This window comes from Shewanella sp. SM101 (assembly GCF_025654465.1).
GTDB lineage: Bacteria > Pseudomonadota > Gammaproteobacteria > Enterobacterales > Shewanellaceae > Shewanella > Shewanella oncorhynchi.
Genome location: NZ_JAKKRH010000008.1, coordinates 62,924 through 81,054, shown reverse-complemented (window position 1 = coordinate 81,054; position 18,131 = coordinate 62,924). Strand labels below are relative to the sequence as shown.

At 47.4% G+C, this 18,131-nt stretch carries 18 protein-coding genes; 7 read left to right on the top strand and 11 right to left on the bottom strand.

Features of this window, described 5'->3' with window-relative positions; genetic code table 11:
* The first annotated feature begins 2 nt into the window (after positions 1–2).
* Together ihfA and lpxM are read left to right on the top strand one after the other, a co-directional pair.
* On the top strand, positions 3–299 hold the full coding sequence (ihfA, locus tag L5M38_RS06365; RefSeq protein WP_006081370.1) for an integration host factor subunit alpha: 297 nt from the start codon (positions 3–5) through the stop codon (positions 297–299).
* Positions 300–403: 104 nt separating this feature from the next.
* On the top strand, positions 404–1,342 hold the full coding sequence (lpxM, locus tag L5M38_RS06360; RefSeq protein WP_263178593.1) for a lauroyl-Kdo(2)-lipid IV(A) myristoyltransferase: 939 nt from the start codon (positions 404–406) through the stop codon (positions 1,340–1,342).
* 152 nt (positions 1,343–1,494) lie between these two features.
* Here lpxM and hypA read toward each other — a convergent pair whose 3' ends face one another.
* The 11 genes from hypA to hyaA all read right to left on the bottom strand — a co-directional run bounded on the left by hypA (position 1,495) and on the right by hyaA (position 13,820).
* Complete coding sequence (gene hypA / locus L5M38_RS06355) at positions 1,495–1,848, bottom strand: hydrogenase maturation nickel metallochaperone HypA (protein WP_263178592.1); 354 nt, start codon at positions 1,846–1,848, stop codon at positions 1,495–1,497.
* Complete coding sequence (gene hypE, locus L5M38_RS06350; protein ID WP_028760185.1) at positions 1,848–2,864, bottom strand: hydrogenase expression/formation protein HypE; 1,017 nt, start codon at positions 2,862–2,864, stop codon at positions 1,848–1,850. Before hypE ends, hypA begins: the two co-directional genes overlap by 1 nt.
* Positions 2,857–3,996, bottom strand: a complete 1,140-nt coding sequence (hypD, locus tag L5M38_RS06345; RefSeq protein WP_263178591.1) for a hydrogenase formation protein HypD — start codon at positions 3,994–3,996, stop codon at positions 2,857–2,859. The genes hypE and hypD overlap by 8 nt, the downstream gene beginning before the upstream one ends.
* A gap of 62 nt (positions 3,997–4,058) precedes the next feature.
* Positions 4,059–4,304 (bottom strand): HypC/HybG/HupF family hydrogenase formation chaperone, encoded by a 246-nt coding sequence (locus tag L5M38_RS06340; protein ID WP_028760183.1) that lies wholly within the window; start codon positions 4,302–4,304, stop codon positions 4,059–4,061.
* Entirely contained in the window at positions 4,304–5,101 is a 798-nt protein-coding gene (hypB, locus tag L5M38_RS06335) for a hydrogenase nickel incorporation protein HypB (protein WP_105252278.1), read from the bottom strand. The genes L5M38_RS06340 and hypB overlap by 1 nt, the downstream gene beginning before the upstream one ends.
* 187 nt (positions 5,102–5,288) lie before the next feature.
* A complete protein-coding gene (hypF, locus tag L5M38_RS06330) occupies positions 5,289–7,706 on the bottom strand; it encodes a carbamoyltransferase HypF (RefSeq protein ID WP_263178590.1) in 2,418 nt (805 codons plus the stop codon).
* Positions 7,707–7,800: 94 nt separating this feature from the next.
* Positions 7,801–9,714 (bottom strand): NiFe hydrogenase, encoded by a 1,914-nt coding sequence (locus L5M38_RS06325; RefSeq protein WP_263178589.1) that lies wholly within the window; start codon positions 9,712–9,714, stop codon positions 7,801–7,803.
* 3 nt (positions 9,715–9,717) lie between these two features.
* Positions 9,718–10,275: a HyaD/HybD family hydrogenase maturation endopeptidase gene (locus L5M38_RS06320; RefSeq protein ID WP_105252281.1), complete on the bottom strand. Its 558-nt coding sequence runs from the start codon at positions 10,273–10,275 to the stop codon at positions 9,718–9,720.
* A gap of 7 nt (positions 10,276–10,282) precedes the next feature.
* Positions 10,283–10,957 (bottom strand): Ni/Fe-hydrogenase, b-type cytochrome subunit, encoded by a 675-nt coding sequence (gene cybH / locus L5M38_RS06315; RefSeq protein WP_028760178.1) that lies wholly within the window; start codon positions 10,955–10,957, stop codon positions 10,283–10,285.
* 19 nt (positions 10,958–10,976) lie between these two features.
* On the bottom strand, positions 10,977–12,680 hold the full coding sequence (hyaB, locus tag L5M38_RS06310) for a nickel-dependent hydrogenase large subunit (protein ID WP_105252282.1): 1,704 nt from the start codon (positions 12,678–12,680) through the stop codon (positions 10,977–10,979).
* A gap of 3 nt (positions 12,681–12,683) precedes the next feature.
* Positions 12,684–13,820, bottom strand: coding sequence for a nickel-dependent hydrogenase small subunit (gene hyaA / locus L5M38_RS06305; RefSeq protein WP_028760176.1), 1,137 nt, complete (start codon positions 13,818–13,820; stop codon positions 12,684–12,686).
* A 373-nt stretch (positions 13,821–14,193) separates the two neighbouring features.
* Here hyaA and L5M38_RS06300 point away from each other — a divergent pair, with 373 nt between their 5' ends.
* The 5 genes from L5M38_RS06300 (at position 14,194) to L5M38_RS06280 (ending at position 18,086) form a co-directional block, all read left to right on the top strand.
* Positions 14,194–14,661 carry a TlpA disulfide reductase family protein gene (locus tag L5M38_RS06300; RefSeq protein ID WP_028760175.1) on the top strand — a complete coding sequence of 156 codons (468 nt, stop codon included), beginning with the start codon at positions 14,194–14,196 and terminating at the stop codon, positions 14,659–14,661.
* 3 nt (positions 14,662–14,664) lie between these two features.
* The gene (locus L5M38_RS06295) at positions 14,665–14,883 is read left to right on the top strand and encodes a DUF4266 domain-containing protein (protein ID WP_028760174.1); all 219 of its coding nucleotides are present in this window, start codon (positions 14,665–14,667) and stop codon (positions 14,881–14,883) included.
* 164 nt (positions 14,884–15,047) lie between these two features.
* Complete coding sequence (locus L5M38_RS06290; protein WP_263178588.1) at positions 15,048–16,367, top strand: DUF3570 domain-containing protein; 1,320 nt, start codon at positions 15,048–15,050, stop codon at positions 16,365–16,367.
* Between the two features lie 130 nt (positions 16,368–16,497).
* Positions 16,498–17,406: an FAD:protein FMN transferase gene (locus L5M38_RS06285; protein WP_263178587.1), complete on the top strand. Its 909-nt coding sequence runs from the start codon at positions 16,498–16,500 to the stop codon at positions 17,404–17,406.
* 20 nt (positions 17,407–17,426) lie between these two features.
* Entirely contained in the window at positions 17,427–18,086 is a 660-nt protein-coding gene (locus tag L5M38_RS06280; protein WP_028760171.1) for a response regulator transcription factor, read from the top strand.
* Positions 18,087–18,131 lie beyond the last annotated feature (45 nt).

Sequence of the window (18,131 nt, the reverse complement as noted above, 5' to 3'; positions counted from 1 at the left end):
GTATGGCACTTACCAAAGCCGAAATGGCAGAACATCTTTTTGAAACACTCGGAATGAACAAACGTGTCGCCAAAGAGATGGTTGAGTCGTTCTTTGAAGAGATTCGGGGCGCACTTGAAAGTGGTGAGCAGGTCAAGTTATCTGGCTTTGGCAACTTTGACCTTAGGGACAAGAATCAAAGACCGGGAAGGAACCCAAAAACAGGCGAAGATATCCCAATTTCTGCTCGTCGTGTCGTGACTTTCCGTCCCGGCCAAAAGCTGAAAACTCGTGTAGAAGCAGCAAACACGGGTAAGTAATTTCGTTTGTTTGATGGGAAAGCCACTCCTTAGAGAGTGGCTTTCCTGTTTATTTTTTCGTGCAATATCTCCATTGTTTTTATCCACTGTCTGAGGTGAATTCTTTGTCAAGACAGCCCAAACATTTTGACCGTCGTTTTAAACTCGCCTTATTACACCCTAGATACTGGGCCACTTGGTTAGTGATTGGTCTATTAGTGATTTTCGGACTCATGCCCGCATGGCTGCGTGATCCTATTGCAAGATTATTGGCAAAAATAGTGATGCCAATTGCCAAAAAGCCCATTAGCGTTGCCAGAGCCAACTTAAGGGCGTGCTTTCCAGAACAATCCACCGCCGAGATTGAAGTGTTAATCCGTGAGAACGTGCAAAACTTCGTTTTGGTGTTGTTAGCACAGGGCGAATTGCTGGTGCGCTCAAAAGCGCATTTGCGTCGTCGAGTGAATTTAATCGGCTTTGAGCATGTGACTAAAGCGCAGGCTGCTGGGCAACCGATCATTTTTATCATGCCCCATGTGTGGCCAATCGATTATGCTGGTTTACGCCTTAACCTTGAGTTGCCTATGGTGACTATGGCCAAAGCCCATAAAAACGGGTTATTCAATTGGTTTAGTAATCGTGTACGCAGCAGTTGTGGTGGCCATGTGTATATGCGCGAGGCGGGCATTCGGGCGTTATTGGCTGAGCTTAAGCGCGGTAACAGTTTCTTTTATCTTCCCGATGAAGACTTAGGTCCTGAACAAAGCGTGTTTGCGCCTTTTTTAGGCACAGTGAAGGCAACGCTACCTGTTGTTGGGCGTTTAGCGCAGGCGGGTAATGCCCAAGTGCTGCCAGTAAAGATTGGCTACAACCAAGCGACACGCCAATTTGATCTCACCGTGATGGCGGCCGTTGCGCCTGAAGAAATGGTGGGCAAAGAAAATGAGGCGTTGGCACTGAACAAAGTGGTCGAGCAAGTTATCTTAGCTTATCCAGAGCAGTATATGTGGTTCCTGCGGGTGCTCAAGACGCGCCCAGAGGGTGAAGCTTCTATCTACAGCTGATGTAGCGTGACTGAAATAGTGTGGTTTAAAATGGCTTTGAGCGCTGTGTGCTCGAAGCCATTTTTGTGTTGAAGAGCGTTCTTTGATAGCATTCTTTATTTATAGAGCGTTTTATCAATAGCGCTGTCGTTCACAATGCGTATCGTGGATGATTAATCCTCGTTCTGTTCCATCTCAAGTTGCATCAGTAACATATCTTCGCCATCGAGTACGCGAGTACGAAAGCTTTGACATGCAGGGCAGACGACCGTGCGCTCACTCAGTACGGATTCAGTCTTGCAGTCTTGGCAAAGTATCACTAGCGGCTGAATTTGCATATTGAGTAGGGCTTCTTTGCAAATCCCATCGAGCTTAAACGTATCGAAGGCTGTTTGTAGCAGGCTAGGTTCAACCCCGCTCATGACTCCTAGTTTGATATCCACTCGGGTGATTTTATCGGCATGATTGGCCTGCGCGTGCTGTTCGCATTGCTCAATCAGGGCACTCACAATCGAATATTCGTGCATCAGCAAATCCTTGGCAGCAGTTCACCTTGGGGAAGATCGAGATAACGCTTAGTATTCCAAGGCGTTCTTAGTACGACTTTCCCCACTAAATCCTCACTCACAGTGCCGATTATCGCTGCATGCTCACAGCGCCCAAAGCGTTGCATGATCTCGAGCGCGCCTAAGGCGATGTCGTTGGGGACGGCGAGGATGAAAGTACCTTCGTTGGCAAGATCCATGGCTTCGAAACCATAGAGTTCGCACAGACCTTTGACTTCATCGCTGACGGGAATACTGGCTTCATTCACTGTGATACCAACATTGGAGGCGACAGCCCATTCGTTCAGCACCGCCGATAAGCCGCCGCGAGTCGCATCGCGCATCGCATGAATGGGAATATTGGCGGCGATCAATTGCTCGACTATGGGCCAGAGCGTCGCGCAGTCACTTTGCAATGCCGATTCGAGCGTGAGTCCTTCACGCGCCATTAAAATCGCTGCACCGTGGCAGCCAATATCACGGGAGACAATAATGGCATCGCCCACGGTGACATTCGCCGCGGAAATATTGGGACGCAAGATGCGACCAATGCCTGAGGTATTAATAAATAAACCATCGGCGCACCCCTTGGGTACGACTTTAGTGTCGCCGCAGACTATCCGTGCACCACTGTGTTTTAATTCTTTCGCCATACTGCGGACAATCGTCGTTAAATCCTTGATAGAAAAGCCTTCTTCGATGATCACACTACAACTCAAATACTGAGGTTCTGCGCCCATCATAGCGAGATCGTTGACTGTGCCTGCGATGGCAAGCTTGCCGATATCACCACCGGCAAAAAATAAAGGGGATACGGTGAAAGAGTCTGTGGTAAAGGCGTTGGCACCGTGCAAATCGAGTTTGGCAGCGTCTTCTTCGCTGCGAAGGATGGGATTATCAAACTCAGCAAAAAACAGATCACGGATCAGTTTATTCATTTCTTTACCGCCACCGCCGTGGCTGAGTTGAATGGATTTATCTTTAAGCGTATCAGCCATGATGTGGTTCCTTGATATCGATACCTTGATAGCGGTAATAGGCATTGCAAGCACCTTCGGAGCTGACCATGCAGCTGCCTAAGGGCGTTTCGGGATTGCAGCCGCGGCTAAAAACTTTACAGTCCTTTGGTTTAGCAAGCCCACGAAGTATATCGCCGCACTGGCAGGCTTTATGATCGTCAATTTCCTTCACAGGTAGGCGGTCTTTAAAGCGCAGTTCGGCGTCTCTGTGGGCATATTCGGGTTTAAGCTGCAGCGCTGAATTGGGGATTGGGCCTAGTCCACGCCATCGAAATTGCGGTCTGACATTGAAGAATTGATTTACTTTGGCCTGCGCCGTGAGGTTGCCGTCCTCCGATACAGCGCGGCTGTATTGGATATCGAGCTCCGCTTTGCCCGCGGCTTTTTGGCGCACAATCCGTAAAATCGACTCCATCACATCGACGGGCTCAAATCCTGCGACAACCACGGGTGTGCCATAGTTTTCGACTGTGCTGCGATAGATTTTTGCGCCGCTGATCACGCTCACATGGGCTGGGCCGATAAAGGCGTTCACTCTGGCTTTGGGGTCGTGCATTACGGCATCAATTGCGGGTGGCACTAATACATGATTGATATGAAACAGTAGATTTTCGAGTTTTTCTTGTTCGGCCAGTTGTAACAAAATTGCTGTCATTGGGGTTGACGTTTCAAAGCCAATGGCGAAGAACACTACGGTTTTATCCGGATTATCGCGGGCAATTTTGAGCGTATCTAAGGGATCGTAAATTGGGCGAATATCGCAGCCCTTGGCCCTAAAACTGGCTAAAGAGCCTTGAGAACCAGGCACGCGGATCATATCGCCCAGCGTCACAAGAATAACATTTTCTTGGGAGGCAAGCGCCGCGGCTTGGTCAATGCGTTCTTTAGGCATAATGCACACTGGGCAGCCAGGACCATGGATAAATTCAATATTATCCGGCAGTAAATCTAGCAAGCCGTATTTCATAATCGTATGAGTATGGCCACCACAGACTTCCATGATATTGATTTGTTGCTTAACCAATTTAGCGGTTAACTGAATATCCCGTGCTAAATTGGCAATCGTTTGGGGATCGCGAAAGCCTTGATAGAGGTGTTTTAGTTCAAGCATGCTTTTTCCTCGGTGCACTCGATAGGGGTGCGCCTTGCGATTTAATCCTGCACTGCTGATGGTCAGTGTATGGCTTCATTTTCAAGCTTAGTGACGATTTCTTTATATAGATCAATGCTTTGCTGCGCATCTTCCTTATCAATTTTGTTCATCACAAAACCAATATGGATAAGTACATAGTCGCCAATTTCCAGTGGCTCATTCATTAAATGACTGCTGACATCGCGGCGCACGCCTAAGGTGTCGACTGTGACGCTCTGGCGCTCAATATCGACCGCCACCACTTGGGAAGGTATGGACAAGCACATTATTGTGCACCTCGAATGTTGTCTTTAAGCCAAGCGGCTACTGCCTGCATGGAGTCGCCATCTTTAATTGAGACTTCAATAATTTGAGTTGCTGGATTGAGTTTTTTAAGCTGCGCTCTGGCTTCGTCCATCTTGAAATCAAAATAGGGCAGTAGATCGCACTTAGTGATAAAAACTACATCGGCGCGGCGGAACATCACAGGATATTTTTCAATCTTATCATCGCCTTCTGGCACTGATAGCAGCACGATATTTTTGTGAGTGCCCACATCATAACTGGCTGGGCAGACGAGATTACCGACGTTTTCGACAAAGCAAATATCGAGTCCTTCAAGCGGCAGATGATGTAGGGCACCGTGCACCATAAAGGCGTCGAGGTGACAGGCGCTGCCCGTTTGAATTTGATAGGCCTTAATGCCTTTAGCGATGAGGCGGTCAGCATCGCGGGAGGTTTCTAAGTCGCCCTCGATCACCGCATAGTTGAGCTGCGTGTATTCTTTGAGATTTTCTAATAGGGTGGTTTTGCCACTGCCCGGGCTACTCATGATGTTGAAGGCCGTGATGTTATGTGCCTCAAAGTGGGCGCGGTTATGTCCAGCTTCGACATCATTTTTATCTAAAATTTTGTGGATGACTGACAAGGTTTTTTTATCGTTTAACTGAGGATTTGTGTGTAACTCTTGATGGCTATGCTCATGAGTATGTGAATGGTCATGATTATGCTCATGGCTATGGGCATGCGCGCCTAGATGATCATGGTCGTGGCGGGTAAGGGAGCAGCCGCAGTCTTTACACATTTTACCTCTCCTTGTATCGGCAGAGTACGAGGACTTTGCCTGACAAATAATGATTGATGTACGAATCGTTAATTTGGTTACGCTAATGTTGAGTGTGATACAAATTGCGCTACGGATCTTTGATGTTCGTCAGGTTTATGGGGATAAAAATGGCGAGCGAACATCAGGGCTTATCAAATAAGTAAGGTTATTGACTCTGATGAATGCCATACCAAAGTTGGCCTAGGGCGATGCCGCCATCATTGATGGGTATCTGTTTACTGGATAACACTTTATTTCCTTGGGCGCTGAGCTTGCTCAGGCAGTATTCCAATAGATATTTATTTTGAAATACGCCACCGCAGAGCACGGTTGGGAGGTGTTGATACTGGGCTGCATAATCACAGAGAGCATCACCTAATGTGTGTAGAAAGGCGCGGGCGATGGCATAGCATCTATTGTCTGTTAGCGGTTGTGCTGTAATCAATTCAACAACTTGCTTGAACATCTCACTGCTTCGCCACTGGTCGATGTCAAGAGGTAAGTTAAGCGAAATGACTTCAAGGGCTAATGCATCGGCGCGATTGGCCGCGGCTTCTATTGCCATGCCCGCTTGGCCTTCAAACAGTGTGGTTTCGATTAAACCTAAGGCGCAGGCGAGGGCATCGAACAGTCGCCCGACAGAGGAGGTTTTTATCGCGCTGCCGTTCTGCCAGATCTTATGTAAGTTAGCCAGAGTGTTTGGGCGTATGTTGTTTAATATAGGTAATTGTAATGCGAGCACAGCATCGAGGCTCATTTGCTCGAATAATAATGCCAGTAACAACCTAACGGGTTGCTTAATGGCTTGCTCGCCACCTAGCAGGGCTATGGGCTCAAAATGGGCCAGTCGCTGCGCTTTATCGAGCGTAGTTAATAGCACTTCACCGCCCCATAAACTGCCATCGTCGCCAAGCCCAGTACCGTCAAAACTAAAGCCCAATACGGGCTCTCGATATTGGTTAACTGCCATTACGCTGAGCACATGGGCATGGTGGTGTTGCACCGATAAACATTGATTTTGACGGGTATCGCTGAGTTTTACACTCGAGTTTGAGTGCATTTCAGCCCAGCGTGAAGGGGCATAATCTGGGTGTTTATCGCGAATAATAAGATTTGGCGTAAAGTGATACAACCGAGCAAAAGTGGCTAAGGTGCGCTCAAAATACTGCTCGGCGCTGACACTGAACAGGTCGCCAATATGGGGACTTAAAAACACATTATTGCCAAAGCCTAAGGCGATGGCATTTTTTTGCTGTGCGCCCACGGCCAAAATCGATTGGGTCAGCGGTATCTCTAAGGGGAAACTTAACGGTGCATAGCCGCGGGCGAGGCGCAATACTTGCACCTCTGCGGAGGAATCCAGTTGCGGCTGGATCACTTGCACCACACTGTCATCACAGCCATTAATAATCGGCCGATTATGATCGACTATCGCATCCACCACATGGCTTAAGTGACTAATAAGCTCATCACAATCAGTGATGATAGGTTCACCGGAAACATTGGCGCTGGTTGCAACTAATGGCCCTTTGAAGAGACATAATAGCAAATGATGTAGCGGTGTGTAGGGTAAAAATACCCCGAGTTTATTCAGATTGGGGGCGACAGCTAAGCTGAGGTCATGATCGCTTCGGCTACTCATCAGCACTATGGGCCTTTCCTGCGAACTCAATACTCGCCACTCGGCATTCGTCCCTGTAACATAGTGCTGCGCCATAGTGATATCCGCCATCATCACCGCTAGCGGCTTGGCTTGGCGCTGTTTTCGCAGTCGGAGTGCGTTGACGGCATTGTCACTTCGGGCATCACAGATTAAGTGAAATCCACCCAATCCTTTAATTGCCAGAATCTGCCCTTGGCGTAATCTGTCAGCCGCTGCTGTCAGTACCGCAAGGTCCGTACTCAATTCAGGTGCGCTGACATTTGAGGCACTGGGAAGGATGTATTCCCCTTGCGGTGTTTTTAAACTGAGTCTGGGGCCACAGGCGGGGCAACTCACTGGTTGGGCATGGTAGCGGCGGTCGAGCGGGTTTTGATATTCTTTGGCGCACTCGGGACACATGTTAAAATCGGCCATGGCGGTGTTGTGTCTATCATAGGGTAAAGCATTGATAATCGTGTATCGAGGGCCACAGTTAGTGCAGTTGGTAAAGGCATAGCCAAAGTGACGGTTATCAGGATTATGCATATCGTTCAAGCAATCTTGGCAGGTGCTTTTATCCGCCGATACTGCGACTTGCACGCCCATTAGTGGGCTTGAGTTATCGGCGTCATTCGTGTCGCTTTTTATGATCTCAAACGTGGTTTCGCTTAATAAAATCGGCAGTGGTATTTGGCTGATATTGTCGATACGGGCGAGTGGCGGTGGAGTGGTATTGAGTACAGTGATAAAGCGAGTGAGGTTTTCATCATTACCTTGCAGCTCAATGGTCACGCCTTTGGCATTGTTGAGCACAGTGCCCGTCAGTTGAAACTCAAGGGCATAACGATAGACAAAGGGGCGAAATCCCACCCCTTGTACTATGCCAGTGACGTGCAACTGACAGCGTTTTAACGTGGCTCCCTTGTGGACAAGGTATTCCAACGCGAGCCTTCGTTTTATCTGCAGGTCACTGTGCTTTTTGTGGCGACTATTATGCCTATGTGGCTTCATACGTTGTGACTTAACTTTTGGCCTCCTAATCATGGGCATTCAGTTGGCGCTGCTTAACGTAAAGTGCCCCAACGGCTAAGTTATCGCCGTCTAAATCCAGGCTGCGATTGATCACTAAGGGGAAGTTTTTGCCTAAGCGTAAGCTGATGCGTTTGCACAGGGTTTCATTGATTAATTCATTACCCGCTAAGGCTATATTGTGCACGCCGATATTTAAATCGATATGTTCGATCCAGTTAGATAAATAGTCCGCCAGCGAGTCTTGCATTGCAAAGGCGAGCTGACTTGGATCGTCATTACCCGCAATACGAAAACTTAAGACAGTGCCTAAGGTTTTACACCAATTTAGGCTGCGGTGGGCTTCACCTTTGGTCAGCGGATAATCGATACGCGGTGCATTGGCACCGTGGTAGCGCATGGCGGCGGCCATGAGTGCATCGCTGAGCTTTGCTTGGCATTGAGTCTCTTCTTGCGTATTAAGGCCAATTAATATGGCAGCAATCGCCCACAGGCTTTGTAAGTTGTCCCGTCTGCCGTGAAGCTTTAGGCTTAAAAGTTTTAGGTAATCTTCGGGGAACAGGCTCTTAAATTTTTGCGCTACGGCTTTTTGTGGACTGCTGTCCAGTTGATGGAAGATTTCGTAACCGTTATCGGGCAGCTCGGGCAGGGCGAAGAAAAGTTCAGTGTCGCCCTTATTATCGCAGGTGACAATTTGACTGGCGTGGGTATGGCTTAAGTAAATGACCGCAGCATTTTTTGCCTGTTTATGACTGGTAAACTTACCGTTGAGCAGCGCACTGAATAGCGCTGCGTCTGCAAGGGTGTGATTTTCTGTGTTGACTGTATTTTGATTATTATCGCTTAGCATACTGGTGCAATGAATATCACTGTCTTCACTTGACACTACTTGAGTCAATACTGCCACACTCAGTTCGCCTTGGTGCGATCGTGAACGTTTCGCCGCTTGCCATTGGGCTTGATAGCCGTGAAAACTGACTTTTTCCCTTAAGGGTTCTGGAGCGATAAAGTGCTTGGTTTGAACCTGTGTTGAGCTTAAATCGTGACTGGCGATTTGTGCCCAAGCACCATCGACCCACGCTAGCTTCGGCCTATTATGCGGCCCTTTAATGTAAACCCAATCGACCCCTTTTTGTCGTAATACTTCCCCGAGCACTAAGATTACTCGGCTGTAGGCAAAGCAAATGTCGTACAGTGGCGCACTGAGTTTGTCGTGTTCTTGCGTGGGTCTCGCGCAGATAAGTGGCTTTTCAATACTCGAAAGCGCGAGCACCTGCACATCGTTCAGACAAAAATGGGCGTTCAGCGTATTGGGATTACAAATTAACAGTTGTGGCCGCTCGCTTAAGGGCTGCTCAAACGGTGTCAGGCTGATTTGCAGATTATCGGCGGCCGCTAATGTCAGTGGGCCTTGTGTCAGCAGTCCCTGTGCCATGGCTTTAATATCTGACAAGGTTAACGCTTTTTGTGCGGACGTTAATTGTGTTTCGCCCTTGCAGCAAGGGCAAATTAAATCGAGTGTGCCAAACTTAGCCGACTGATTATCGCCAATCAACGGATAACAATGCTGGCAAAAAGGCACTATGGCAGGGCTTGATCCAGACTGTGGAAAGGGCAGTAAGGTTTTACTGCCTTGGGGCTCGTCGATGACTTTAATACTAGAGTCAATCAACCAAGCGGAAATCAAAAAATCCGCGGCAATGGCATCGGCCAATTGTTCTAGTTGGTTTTGCTCGCCCTGAGCTTCAATAAAATAGCTTTGGGGGCCAAAGTCATGTTGGCCACTATATTGACCTGAGCTATGTTGACCATCACAGCCTATGCTGATATTTAGTTCATCATAATTTAGATATTGATTACATAAATGCGCGTACAAAGGCACCTGACGTGAGCAGGTAAAATCAAATCTGATGTTTTTCATCTTCTATATACTTTCACCAGTAGTAACGCCACGTTTATAAGAGTCAGGGATCAGCGAGTCGATACTATGCTCGGCAACACGCGTCGCAGTGAACCCAAGGGAGGCTAAGTGGGATAACAAGCTTGATTCCATTAAAGGTACCGCGGCGGCGACTTTAGGGGTCAAGCCTAGCACCATAGGTTCGAGCACTGTTGGGGTGACTCCCAGCACAAAGGTCTTAGGTCTGTCGCCAACCATTTCCATCATATTGAGGGTTTGCAGCATTTCGACTTCATGGGCGCTGCCTTGCCAGTCTATTTCCTTCGGCGCTTTATCAAAATCGAAGAAATAGACTTCGCCCGCTTCTACGCCATTGGCATTAACTGTATCGACCACGATTAAATAATCGTATTGGCAAATAATAGGGATAAGTCCCTGAGCCAAGGTGCCGCCGTCGAGCAGCGTTAGCTGATGGGACTCATGGGTAAACTGATAATTATCAGCTATATAATTGACAAAATGTACGCCGATGCCTTCATCGGCGTACAGGACATTGCCAATACCGAGTAGCAATATCTTCATTGGACTCCTAGTGGTGTGAGTCTGGCTTTGGGTAGTCATAGCCAGAGACAATCGAGTCAACTGAGTTATGTTTGAAGCGTATCCCTGACCAAACCGCCATATAGACGTGGATAACCACAAAGATAACAAATGCCCAAGTTAAGTAGTGATGCCAAATCCTAACTTGTGCGAGCCCACCCATTTGTGCTGTGATCCAAGCGGCGCTGCCCCAAAGCATGCCACCTAAACCTTGGTGATACACATTGGCGTACAACACCAGACCCGTTATACATATCACAAGAGCGACCAGTGAGATTGCTACATAAGTCACAAATTGCAGCGGTCCATAGACACCGGCTTTATGTAAGTGCCCCATCCATAAGTAAGATTTCAGTTGAGTGATCCAGCTTTTTACGCTCATGACATCGCGAAATGAGCGCCGCTCAATGTCGCTTCGGCTGAAAAAATACAGGTAGAAGCGCACTAAAGTGATTGCGGTTAGTACAAAACCGCAAATCAGATGAGCGAAGCGGATCCAGCCTTGTACGAGTACGTCCGTACTTTCAGGCGCCACAAGAAACGGCCAAGCAATATAGAATCCGGTGATCACTAGCACCAGAATTGACAGTGCCCTGAGCCAGTGAAAAATCCGTATTGCCGGACTAAAAATCAGTGTCCGAATGCGGGTTGCAGAATGGTTCATTTTGCGTTCCCTCCCTCGATTATTGACCATTGGGACTGACACGGAACTCGCTCAATGCTTGGCCTTTGAAATCCATCACGTGTACAGAACACGCCATGCAAGGGTCAAATGAGTGAATAATACGTATCACCTCAAGGGGCTTAGTAGGATCTTCCAGTTTCAAGCCAATTAAAGAGGCTTCATAGGGACCCATTTTACCGTTGGCATCCACTGGACCTGCGTTCCAGGTAGTTGGTACGACGGCTTGATAGTTCTCAATCACTCCATTTTTAATGCGGATCCAGTGGCTTAACATGCCGCGTGGCGCCTCGATCATGGCGTGACCTACATACTCTTTATTTGGATCAATATTGGGTTTTACATAGGTAGATTCATCGGACTGGATATTCGTCAGCAGCGCATCAAAGGTTTTTAACCCTTCTTGGGCGACGATGACTGTTTGCAGCATACGGGCTGCAGTGCGACCTAAAGTGGTAAATAGAGCCGCTACGGGTAGACCTGTGCGAGCGAGCAGGGCATTAACCGAATCCACTACCACCTTGTTACCGCGGGCATAACTCACCAATAGGCAGGCGAGTGGACCCACTTCGACAGGTTCACCTTGATAACGGGGAGATTTCACCCATGAGTATTTGCCATCACCATCCAGTGTTGGCAATTTGCCGTAGACAGTGTCGCGTTCAACAAAACCAGTGTAATTAGGAATCGTTGTACCGTCATAGGGATGTTGCGGTGCATCGGCGCTATACCAAGCGTGGCTGACGTCTTCGGCAATCAGATCTGGATTCACATCACTGACGCCAGCAAGGTCGCCATTCATGATCACGCCTTGATTAAACATGTATTCGCCATTGGCTAACACAAAGTCATCGGTCGCCATGAAGTTTTTCACGTTTACGCCGCCCAACACGCTAGGTTCAGTACCAAAGGCTTCGGCCGCCATCACGATATCTGCTTGATAGGCACGCAGAATAAAGTCAGTTACTGTCGCATGTTTTTGCTTCCATTCCTGTAGGCGAGCAGGGCTGAGCATGTCGCGCACCGAAGTCACACCACCGACAACAACGGATTGTGGATGTGGTGATTTGCCACCAAAAATGGCTAGCATTTCTGCCGCAACACGTTGTACTTCAAGCGCTTTAAGGTAGTGAGATAGCGCGATAAGGTTTTGCTCTGGGGTAAATTTATAGGTGCCGTTGCCCCAATAAGCGTTGGCAAATGGACCTAATTTTCCCGTTTCGACAAAGCCTTTAACTCTTTCTTGTACCGCTTTTAAATCACCTTCACCCGCCGCTATGGGATGGTCTGTGTATTTCAGGGCAACTTGTGCCGCTTTAGCAGGATCGGCGCTCAGTGCAGAAACCACATCAACCCAATCTAAGCCGTGTAGATGGTAAAAATGGACAATATGGTCGTGCATGTATAAAGAGGTTTGCATTAATGAACGTAAGTATCTTGCGTTCAATGGAATTTGAATTCCTAACGCATTTTCAACCGCTTCAGTACCGCAGCGGTAGTGGGAATAGGTACATACGCCACAGATACGTTGCACAATAAGGCCAACATCCATAGGCGTGCGGCCTTTGAGAATGACTTCAATACCGCGCCAAAGTGTGGAGGATGACCAAGCCTTGTTGATGACGTTATTTTCATCAACTTCGACTTCGATACGTAAGTGACCCTCGATACGTGTGATAGGGTCGATAACAACGCGCTTGCTCATGGGTTATTCCTCCAGCGGTTTGGCAAAAATACTGGCAACGGCATGGGCTCCAATGCCCACCACAGTCGCGCCTAAAATCACCGCACCAATAGTATCTGCGGTCGCATCCAATCCATGGAGGAGTTGACGGCCAAGGGGTTTTTCAAAGTCAGCCATATCGTCCCAGAAGTTAGGTTCTGAGCAACCCATACAACCGTGTCCAGCGAGTACTGGCCAGCTAGTGTGATGGTTAAAGCGCTCGGTTGGGCAGTTGTTGTAGGTGTAAGGACCTTTACAACCGACTTTATAAAGGCAGTAGCCTTCTTTCGCACCGTGATCGCCAAATTCTTCAACGAATTCACCAGCATCGAAGCGGCCGCGGCGTTCACAGTTATCGTGTACCCGTGCGCCGTAAGCCCATTTAGGTCTATTAAACATATCCAGCGCAGGTAATTTTCCGAACATGATGAAGTACATCAAAGTGCCGACTATGTTCTTTTCACTCGGTGGGCAACCGCCTAAGTTAATCACGGGTTTACTGACCACTTCATGCACGCCTTTAGCCCCCGTTGGGTTTGGATAAGCGGCTTGCACCCCACCAAACGCCGCACAAGTGCCGACAGAGATAATCGCGGCGGCGCCTTCAGCAGCATGCTTGATGATTTCTAACCCTGTGTGGCCTTTACAACCCACAGTTAAGAAACTGCCGTTATTTGCAGTCGGAATCGCCCCTTCAACGGCCAGTAAATAGCGGCCCTTGTAAGTTTCGAGTGCATGTTCGAGGTTTTCTTCGGCTTGCCAACCCGCTGCAGCCATTAAGGTTTCGTGATATTCCAAGGAAATATGATCGAAAATCAGTGAGTCTAGATTGGGGGTATCGGTACGAATTAAAGATTCGGAGCAGCCAGTACATTCGGCCATATGTAACCAGATTAAGGGTACACGATCGGCTAATTCTGCAGCTTCGGCTACTAAGTTACTAAAGGGGAGGGGTAATGCGAGCATGCTCGTCACCATGGCACTCCACTTCATAAAATCACGGCGACTAATGCCGTGCTGTTGCATTTTCTCAATCAGCGATTGTTGTTGACGGGGAGCGAATTGGCGTAACGCATCTAAGCGCGCCTTTCCCTGTTCATATAGGGCTGCATGTGTGTCCATGGGTCAACCTTTTTGTTATTTAAATGTAAATTGGTAAGGGTTTACATAATTGACAGTGTCAGTTTAGGCCGTTGGAGTGTAAAGATTATTGATGTATATCAAGAATTTTTAAGAGATGCGACCGAACTGATTTTGACATTTGATTAACATGACGCAGATCTAATTTCACTTTTTCTAATGGGACAAAATGTCTCACATTTGCCATTTTGGATGAAATCGGTCACTTAATCAGCACTCATGTGATTAAGGCGATGCTGATAACTATGGTTCATTCGCGTGGTGAGTAGGTTAATTAAACTTATATAAGCTTGTTTAAGAAAACCTTAAGATTCAGTTAATAGATTCGAACGTAATCGTTAATGCGGAATATGCTATGAAGAAAATATTATTGTTACTCAGTTTATTGGCCGCAGGCGTACAAGCCGCGCCATCGCTGGACTATCAAGTGTTTAACGCGCAAAACCAAGCCGTTTCCCTGAGTGAGTTTAAAGGCAAAGTCGTCTATGTCGATTTTTGGGCATCCTGGTGTGGCCCTTGCCGTAAATCGTTTCCTTGGATGAATGAAATACAAAAAAAGTATCAAGATCAGGGATTAGCTGTCGTGGCAATCAACCTAGATACAGATAACGAGTTAGCCCAGGAATTCTTGAAACAAGTCCCTGCCAATTTTTCAGTGCGTTTTAACCCCGAAGGTGATGTCGCTCGCAGTTTCGATTTGCTGGGCATGCCGAGCAGTTTTATGTTCAATCGTCAAGGTCAGTTAGTACAGCATCATGTTGGCTTTTATGCCGATAAAACCGCTGAATACGAGCAAGAGCTCGTCAATTTACTGAAGGAGTAATTTATGCTTAAACCCGCATTAGTCGCAGTAACGCTCATCATAGGTTTGAGTGGATGTTCAAGTTTAGGAGTGCAGCCGTGGGAGAAAGGCCAGTTGGCCCGCAGCGATATGGCGCTCGACAGTGAAAAGCTCGATCTAGCACTCGATGATCATATTTATTTTAGTAAAGAAGGCAGTAGCGGCGGTCGTGCATTTGCCGGTGGCGGATGTGGCTGTAACTAAACTCTCCGTTGGTGTTATTTGCCTTTAGATGTTACGAATAAATGTAACGCACAGATGTAATGAACAGACGTACTAAAACAAATGTGACGAGCAGATGTTCTAAAATCTGGGGCGAAATCCCGCGGTATTGAATGGATGGAAGTGACCTACAGGTGTTGTCAGCTATGACTCAAAAAAAGAACCCAATAAATACAAGACAATCGAAGCAGATAGCGGGTGCTCTCGCATTAGCCAGTTGTGGACTGTTTGCAACAAGTGGCCATGCGACTGAATTATCTAAAAAAGCTGACGACTGGAAGATTGATGCTGCGTTAATGTATTACGGTGAGCAAGATAGAGTACAAGCCATCGAAGCTATAGGCACAGCGCAAAAAGCCTTTGGCGATGACAGTGTGCTGGATCTCAAACTCGTGGTTGACAGTCTAACGGGGCCTTCAGCATCGGGCGCTGTGGCCCAAAGTACCAGCCAAACTTTTACTCGACCATCTGGTAATGGTCAATATCATGTTTCAGCAGGGGAAACGCCGTTAGATGACACCTTTCACGATACTCGCGTACAAGCTAATATCGGTTGGAGTGAAGTGCTAACACCAGATTGGAAACTCAATGTTGGCGCATATGGCTCGAAAGAGTTTGATTATATGTCAATGGGCATCAATGCCGGAATTGAGCGAGGGTTTAATAAAGACAACACCACTTTATTTTTAGGTACGGCTTATAGTTTCGATGTGGTTGACCCCGTTGGTGGTCGTCCGGTGGATTTATCTTCGATGGTCATTCGCGATAACTTCACCAGTGAGGAAGCTTATCGCAGCGCATTCGATGCGACTCGTCAAGGTGGCAGTGATAATAAGCAGACCGCGGATGTGATGTTAGGTATCACCCAAGTGCTTAGTCAGCGCTGGTTGTTGCAAGCCAATTACGGCTTGTCGAGTGTGAATGGCTATTTAACGGATCCCTACAAGGTGCTCAGTGTGGTGGATAACAACGGCATTACTCAGGATTTATTGTATGAGAGCCGCCCCGATTCGCGCTTGAAGCACAGTTTTTACGTGATGACTAAAGGCGCATTAGATGCGGGTGTGGTGGATTTTTCCTATCGTTATAATACCGATGACTGGGACCTCACATCACATACCTTAGAAACCCATTATCGGTATTACTTTACCGGCAATTTCTATGGTCAATTACATCTGCGCTATTACCAACAAACTGCGGCTAACTTCTATCAACCTTTCTTGATGGCGGATACGCCACTGCCTGAGTTTGCCAGTGCCGATTATCGTATCGGTGATATGTCGGCTTATACGATTGGGGTTAAATTTGGCCATAGATTATCGGGCGGTCATGAAATGTCGTATCGCTTAGAGTATTACCAACAGGATCCGAAAAATAACGGCGCTACGATTCCTGGAGAGCTGCAAAACTTCGATCTGTTTCCGACTCAGAAGGCAATTACAGCACAGTTTAGTTATTCTTTTTAATACGAAATAATGCTACTGGCTCAGATAGCAAGGCGTTAAACTGTATGGGTAGCTTAGCTACCCATACTCAATTTGCCCCTGAACTTATTCAATCGCAATCCCAGTGGGATGCCATGTGAAGAGGTGATTTATGATGTCGACATCGTCGCTAAAGACCGCACCTTATTCGTTGCAGCGCCGTGATTGGGGTTATGTGGGCGAATTTAGGGCCATGGCGAGTCCCTGTGAAATACTCATAGCATGTGATCAACTCGATATTGCTGACGATATGTTGGATATGGCTGTCACTGAGGCGCTGCGTATCGAACATAAGTACAGTCGCTTTATCGCGCAGAATTGTCTGTGGCAATTAAACCATGCCAATGGTCATAAGCAGCTTATCGATGAAGAAACCTGGCAGTTATTGGCTTTTGCTAAACAATGTTTTCAGCTCAGTGATGGACTCTTTGATATTTCTGCTGGGCCGTTAATGGAACTGTGGCGCTTTGATCCCAAAGCCCAATTACCCGAACATGGCCGCATACTTGCCGCGAAAGCCTTAGTGGGGTTTGAGCACATCGAGTTTGATTCGCGCCATATTGAGATGCCAACAGGTATGAAATTGGATTTTGGTGGTATCGCAAAAGAATATGCGGTCGACAGAGTCGCCTATGAGTTAGCCGAATGTTATCCAGACATTCCAGTGTTAGTGAATTTTGGCGGTGATATCGCTTGTCCTGTGTCCAAAGTGACGCCATGGCAAGTGGGAATTGAAGACCCACGACACCTCGATCATGCTGCGAGTGTACTAGCGATTAGTCAGGGTGCATTAGCGACCAGTGGCGATACGCGGCGATTTTTTGAAGTCGATGGAAAGCGTTACGGCCATATTGTTGACCCACGCACTGGCTATCCCGTTATCCATGCGCCGCGCTCTGTGACTGTGTTAGGGCCAAACTGCGTGACTGCAGGTATGCTCGCCACTATGGCTATGCTGCAGGGGCGAGACGCGGAAGATTTTTTACAGCAACAAGATGTTAAGTTCAGTATTTTCCGTTAGGGCTCAGTTAAGGACATTGAATGCGTATTATGTTGGTTGAAGACAATGAGTTATTAGCCCAAGGGATTTGCTTGAGTTTGGCAAAGCTTGGCATGCAAGTTGATCACCTTAATAGTTATCAGCAAGCCTTGCTGGGGGTTAAAAATGAAAGCTTCAGTGCCATAGTGCTCGATCTGGGATTGCCTGACGGTAATGGTAAAGAGTTACTTAAAGCTTGGCGCCAGCAGGGAGTGTCAATTCCCACAATAGTTCTGACCGCTAATACGGATTTTGACACTAAGCTCGAATGTTTAGACATGGGCGCCGATGATTATCTCGGTAAACCTTTTGATGTGCGTGAACTAGCCGCGCGCATTCGTGCCATCGTCAGGCGTCAGTATGGGCTCGATCACAACAGTTTGATTATTGGTGCGCTTTGCATTGATTTAAATACCCGTGAAGTGACCTTTCGCGATCAAAATGTGCTGCTTTCACGGCGTGAATTTCAATTACTGCTCGAACTCGCTCAGTCGGCAGGGCGTGTATTGACCCGCAGCCAGTTAGAACAGTTAACCTATGGCTGGGATGAAGTCGGCAGTAATTCAATAGAAGTGCATATCCACCATCTGCGCAAAAAACTTGCCAATGAATTAATCAAAACCGTGCGTGGAATAGGCTATACCTTGATTGAAATAAATTAATTTGAAGAGTTAAATAACAAGCTCCACGTTTGTGGGTACTGATAA

Coding starts and splice junctions, on each gene's coding strand:
- ihfA (WP_006081370.1), top strand. CDS start 3: ATGGCACTTACCAAAGCCGAAATGGCAGAACATCTTTTTGAAACACTC.
- hypA (WP_263178592.1), bottom strand. CDS start 1,848: ATGCACGAATATTCGATTGTGAGTGCCCTGATTGAGCAATGCGAACAG.
- hypE (WP_028760185.1), bottom strand. CDS start 2,864: ATGGCTGATACGCTTAAAGATAAATCCATTCAACTCAGCCACGGCGGT.
- hypD (WP_263178591.1), bottom strand. CDS start 3,996: ATGCTTGAACTAAAACACCTCTATCAAGGCTTTCGCGATCCCCAAACG.
- L5M38_RS06340 (WP_028760183.1), bottom strand. CDS start 4,304: ATGTGCTTGTCCATACCTTCCCAAGTGGTGGCGGTCGATATTGAGCGC.
- hypB (WP_105252278.1), bottom strand. CDS start 5,101: ATGTGTAAAGACTGCGGCTGCTCCCTTACCCGCCACGACCATGATCAT.
- L5M38_RS06325 (WP_263178589.1), bottom strand. CDS start 9,714: ATGAAAAACATCAGATTTGATTTTACCTGCTCACGTCAGGTGCCTTTG.
- L5M38_RS06320 (WP_105252281.1), bottom strand. CDS start 10,275: ATGAAGATATTGCTACTCGGTATTGGCAATGTCCTGTACGCCGATGAA.
- cybH (WP_028760178.1), bottom strand. CDS start 10,957: ATGAACCATTCTGCAACCCGCATTCGGACACTGATTTTTAGTCCGGCA.
- hyaB (WP_105252282.1), bottom strand. CDS start 12,680: ATGAGCAAGCGCGTTGTTATCGACCCTATCACACGTATCGAGGGTCAC.
- hyaA (WP_028760176.1), bottom strand. CDS start 13,820: ATGGACACACATGCAGCCCTATATGAACAGGGAAAGGCGCGCTTAGAT.
- L5M38_RS06300 (WP_028760175.1), top strand. CDS start 14,194: ATGAAGAAAATATTATTGTTACTCAGTTTATTGGCCGCAGGCGTACAA.
- L5M38_RS06295 (WP_028760174.1), top strand. CDS start 14,665: ATGCTTAAACCCGCATTAGTCGCAGTAACGCTCATCATAGGTTTGAGT.
- L5M38_RS06290 (WP_263178588.1), top strand. CDS start 15,048: ATGACTCAAAAAAAGAACCCAATAAATACAAGACAATCGAAGCAGATA.
- L5M38_RS06285 (WP_263178587.1), top strand. CDS start 16,498: ATGATGTCGACATCGTCGCTAAAGACCGCACCTTATTCGTTGCAGCGC.
- L5M38_RS06280 (WP_028760171.1), top strand. CDS start 17,427: ATGCGTATTATGTTGGTTGAAGACAATGAGTTATTAGCCCAAGGGATT.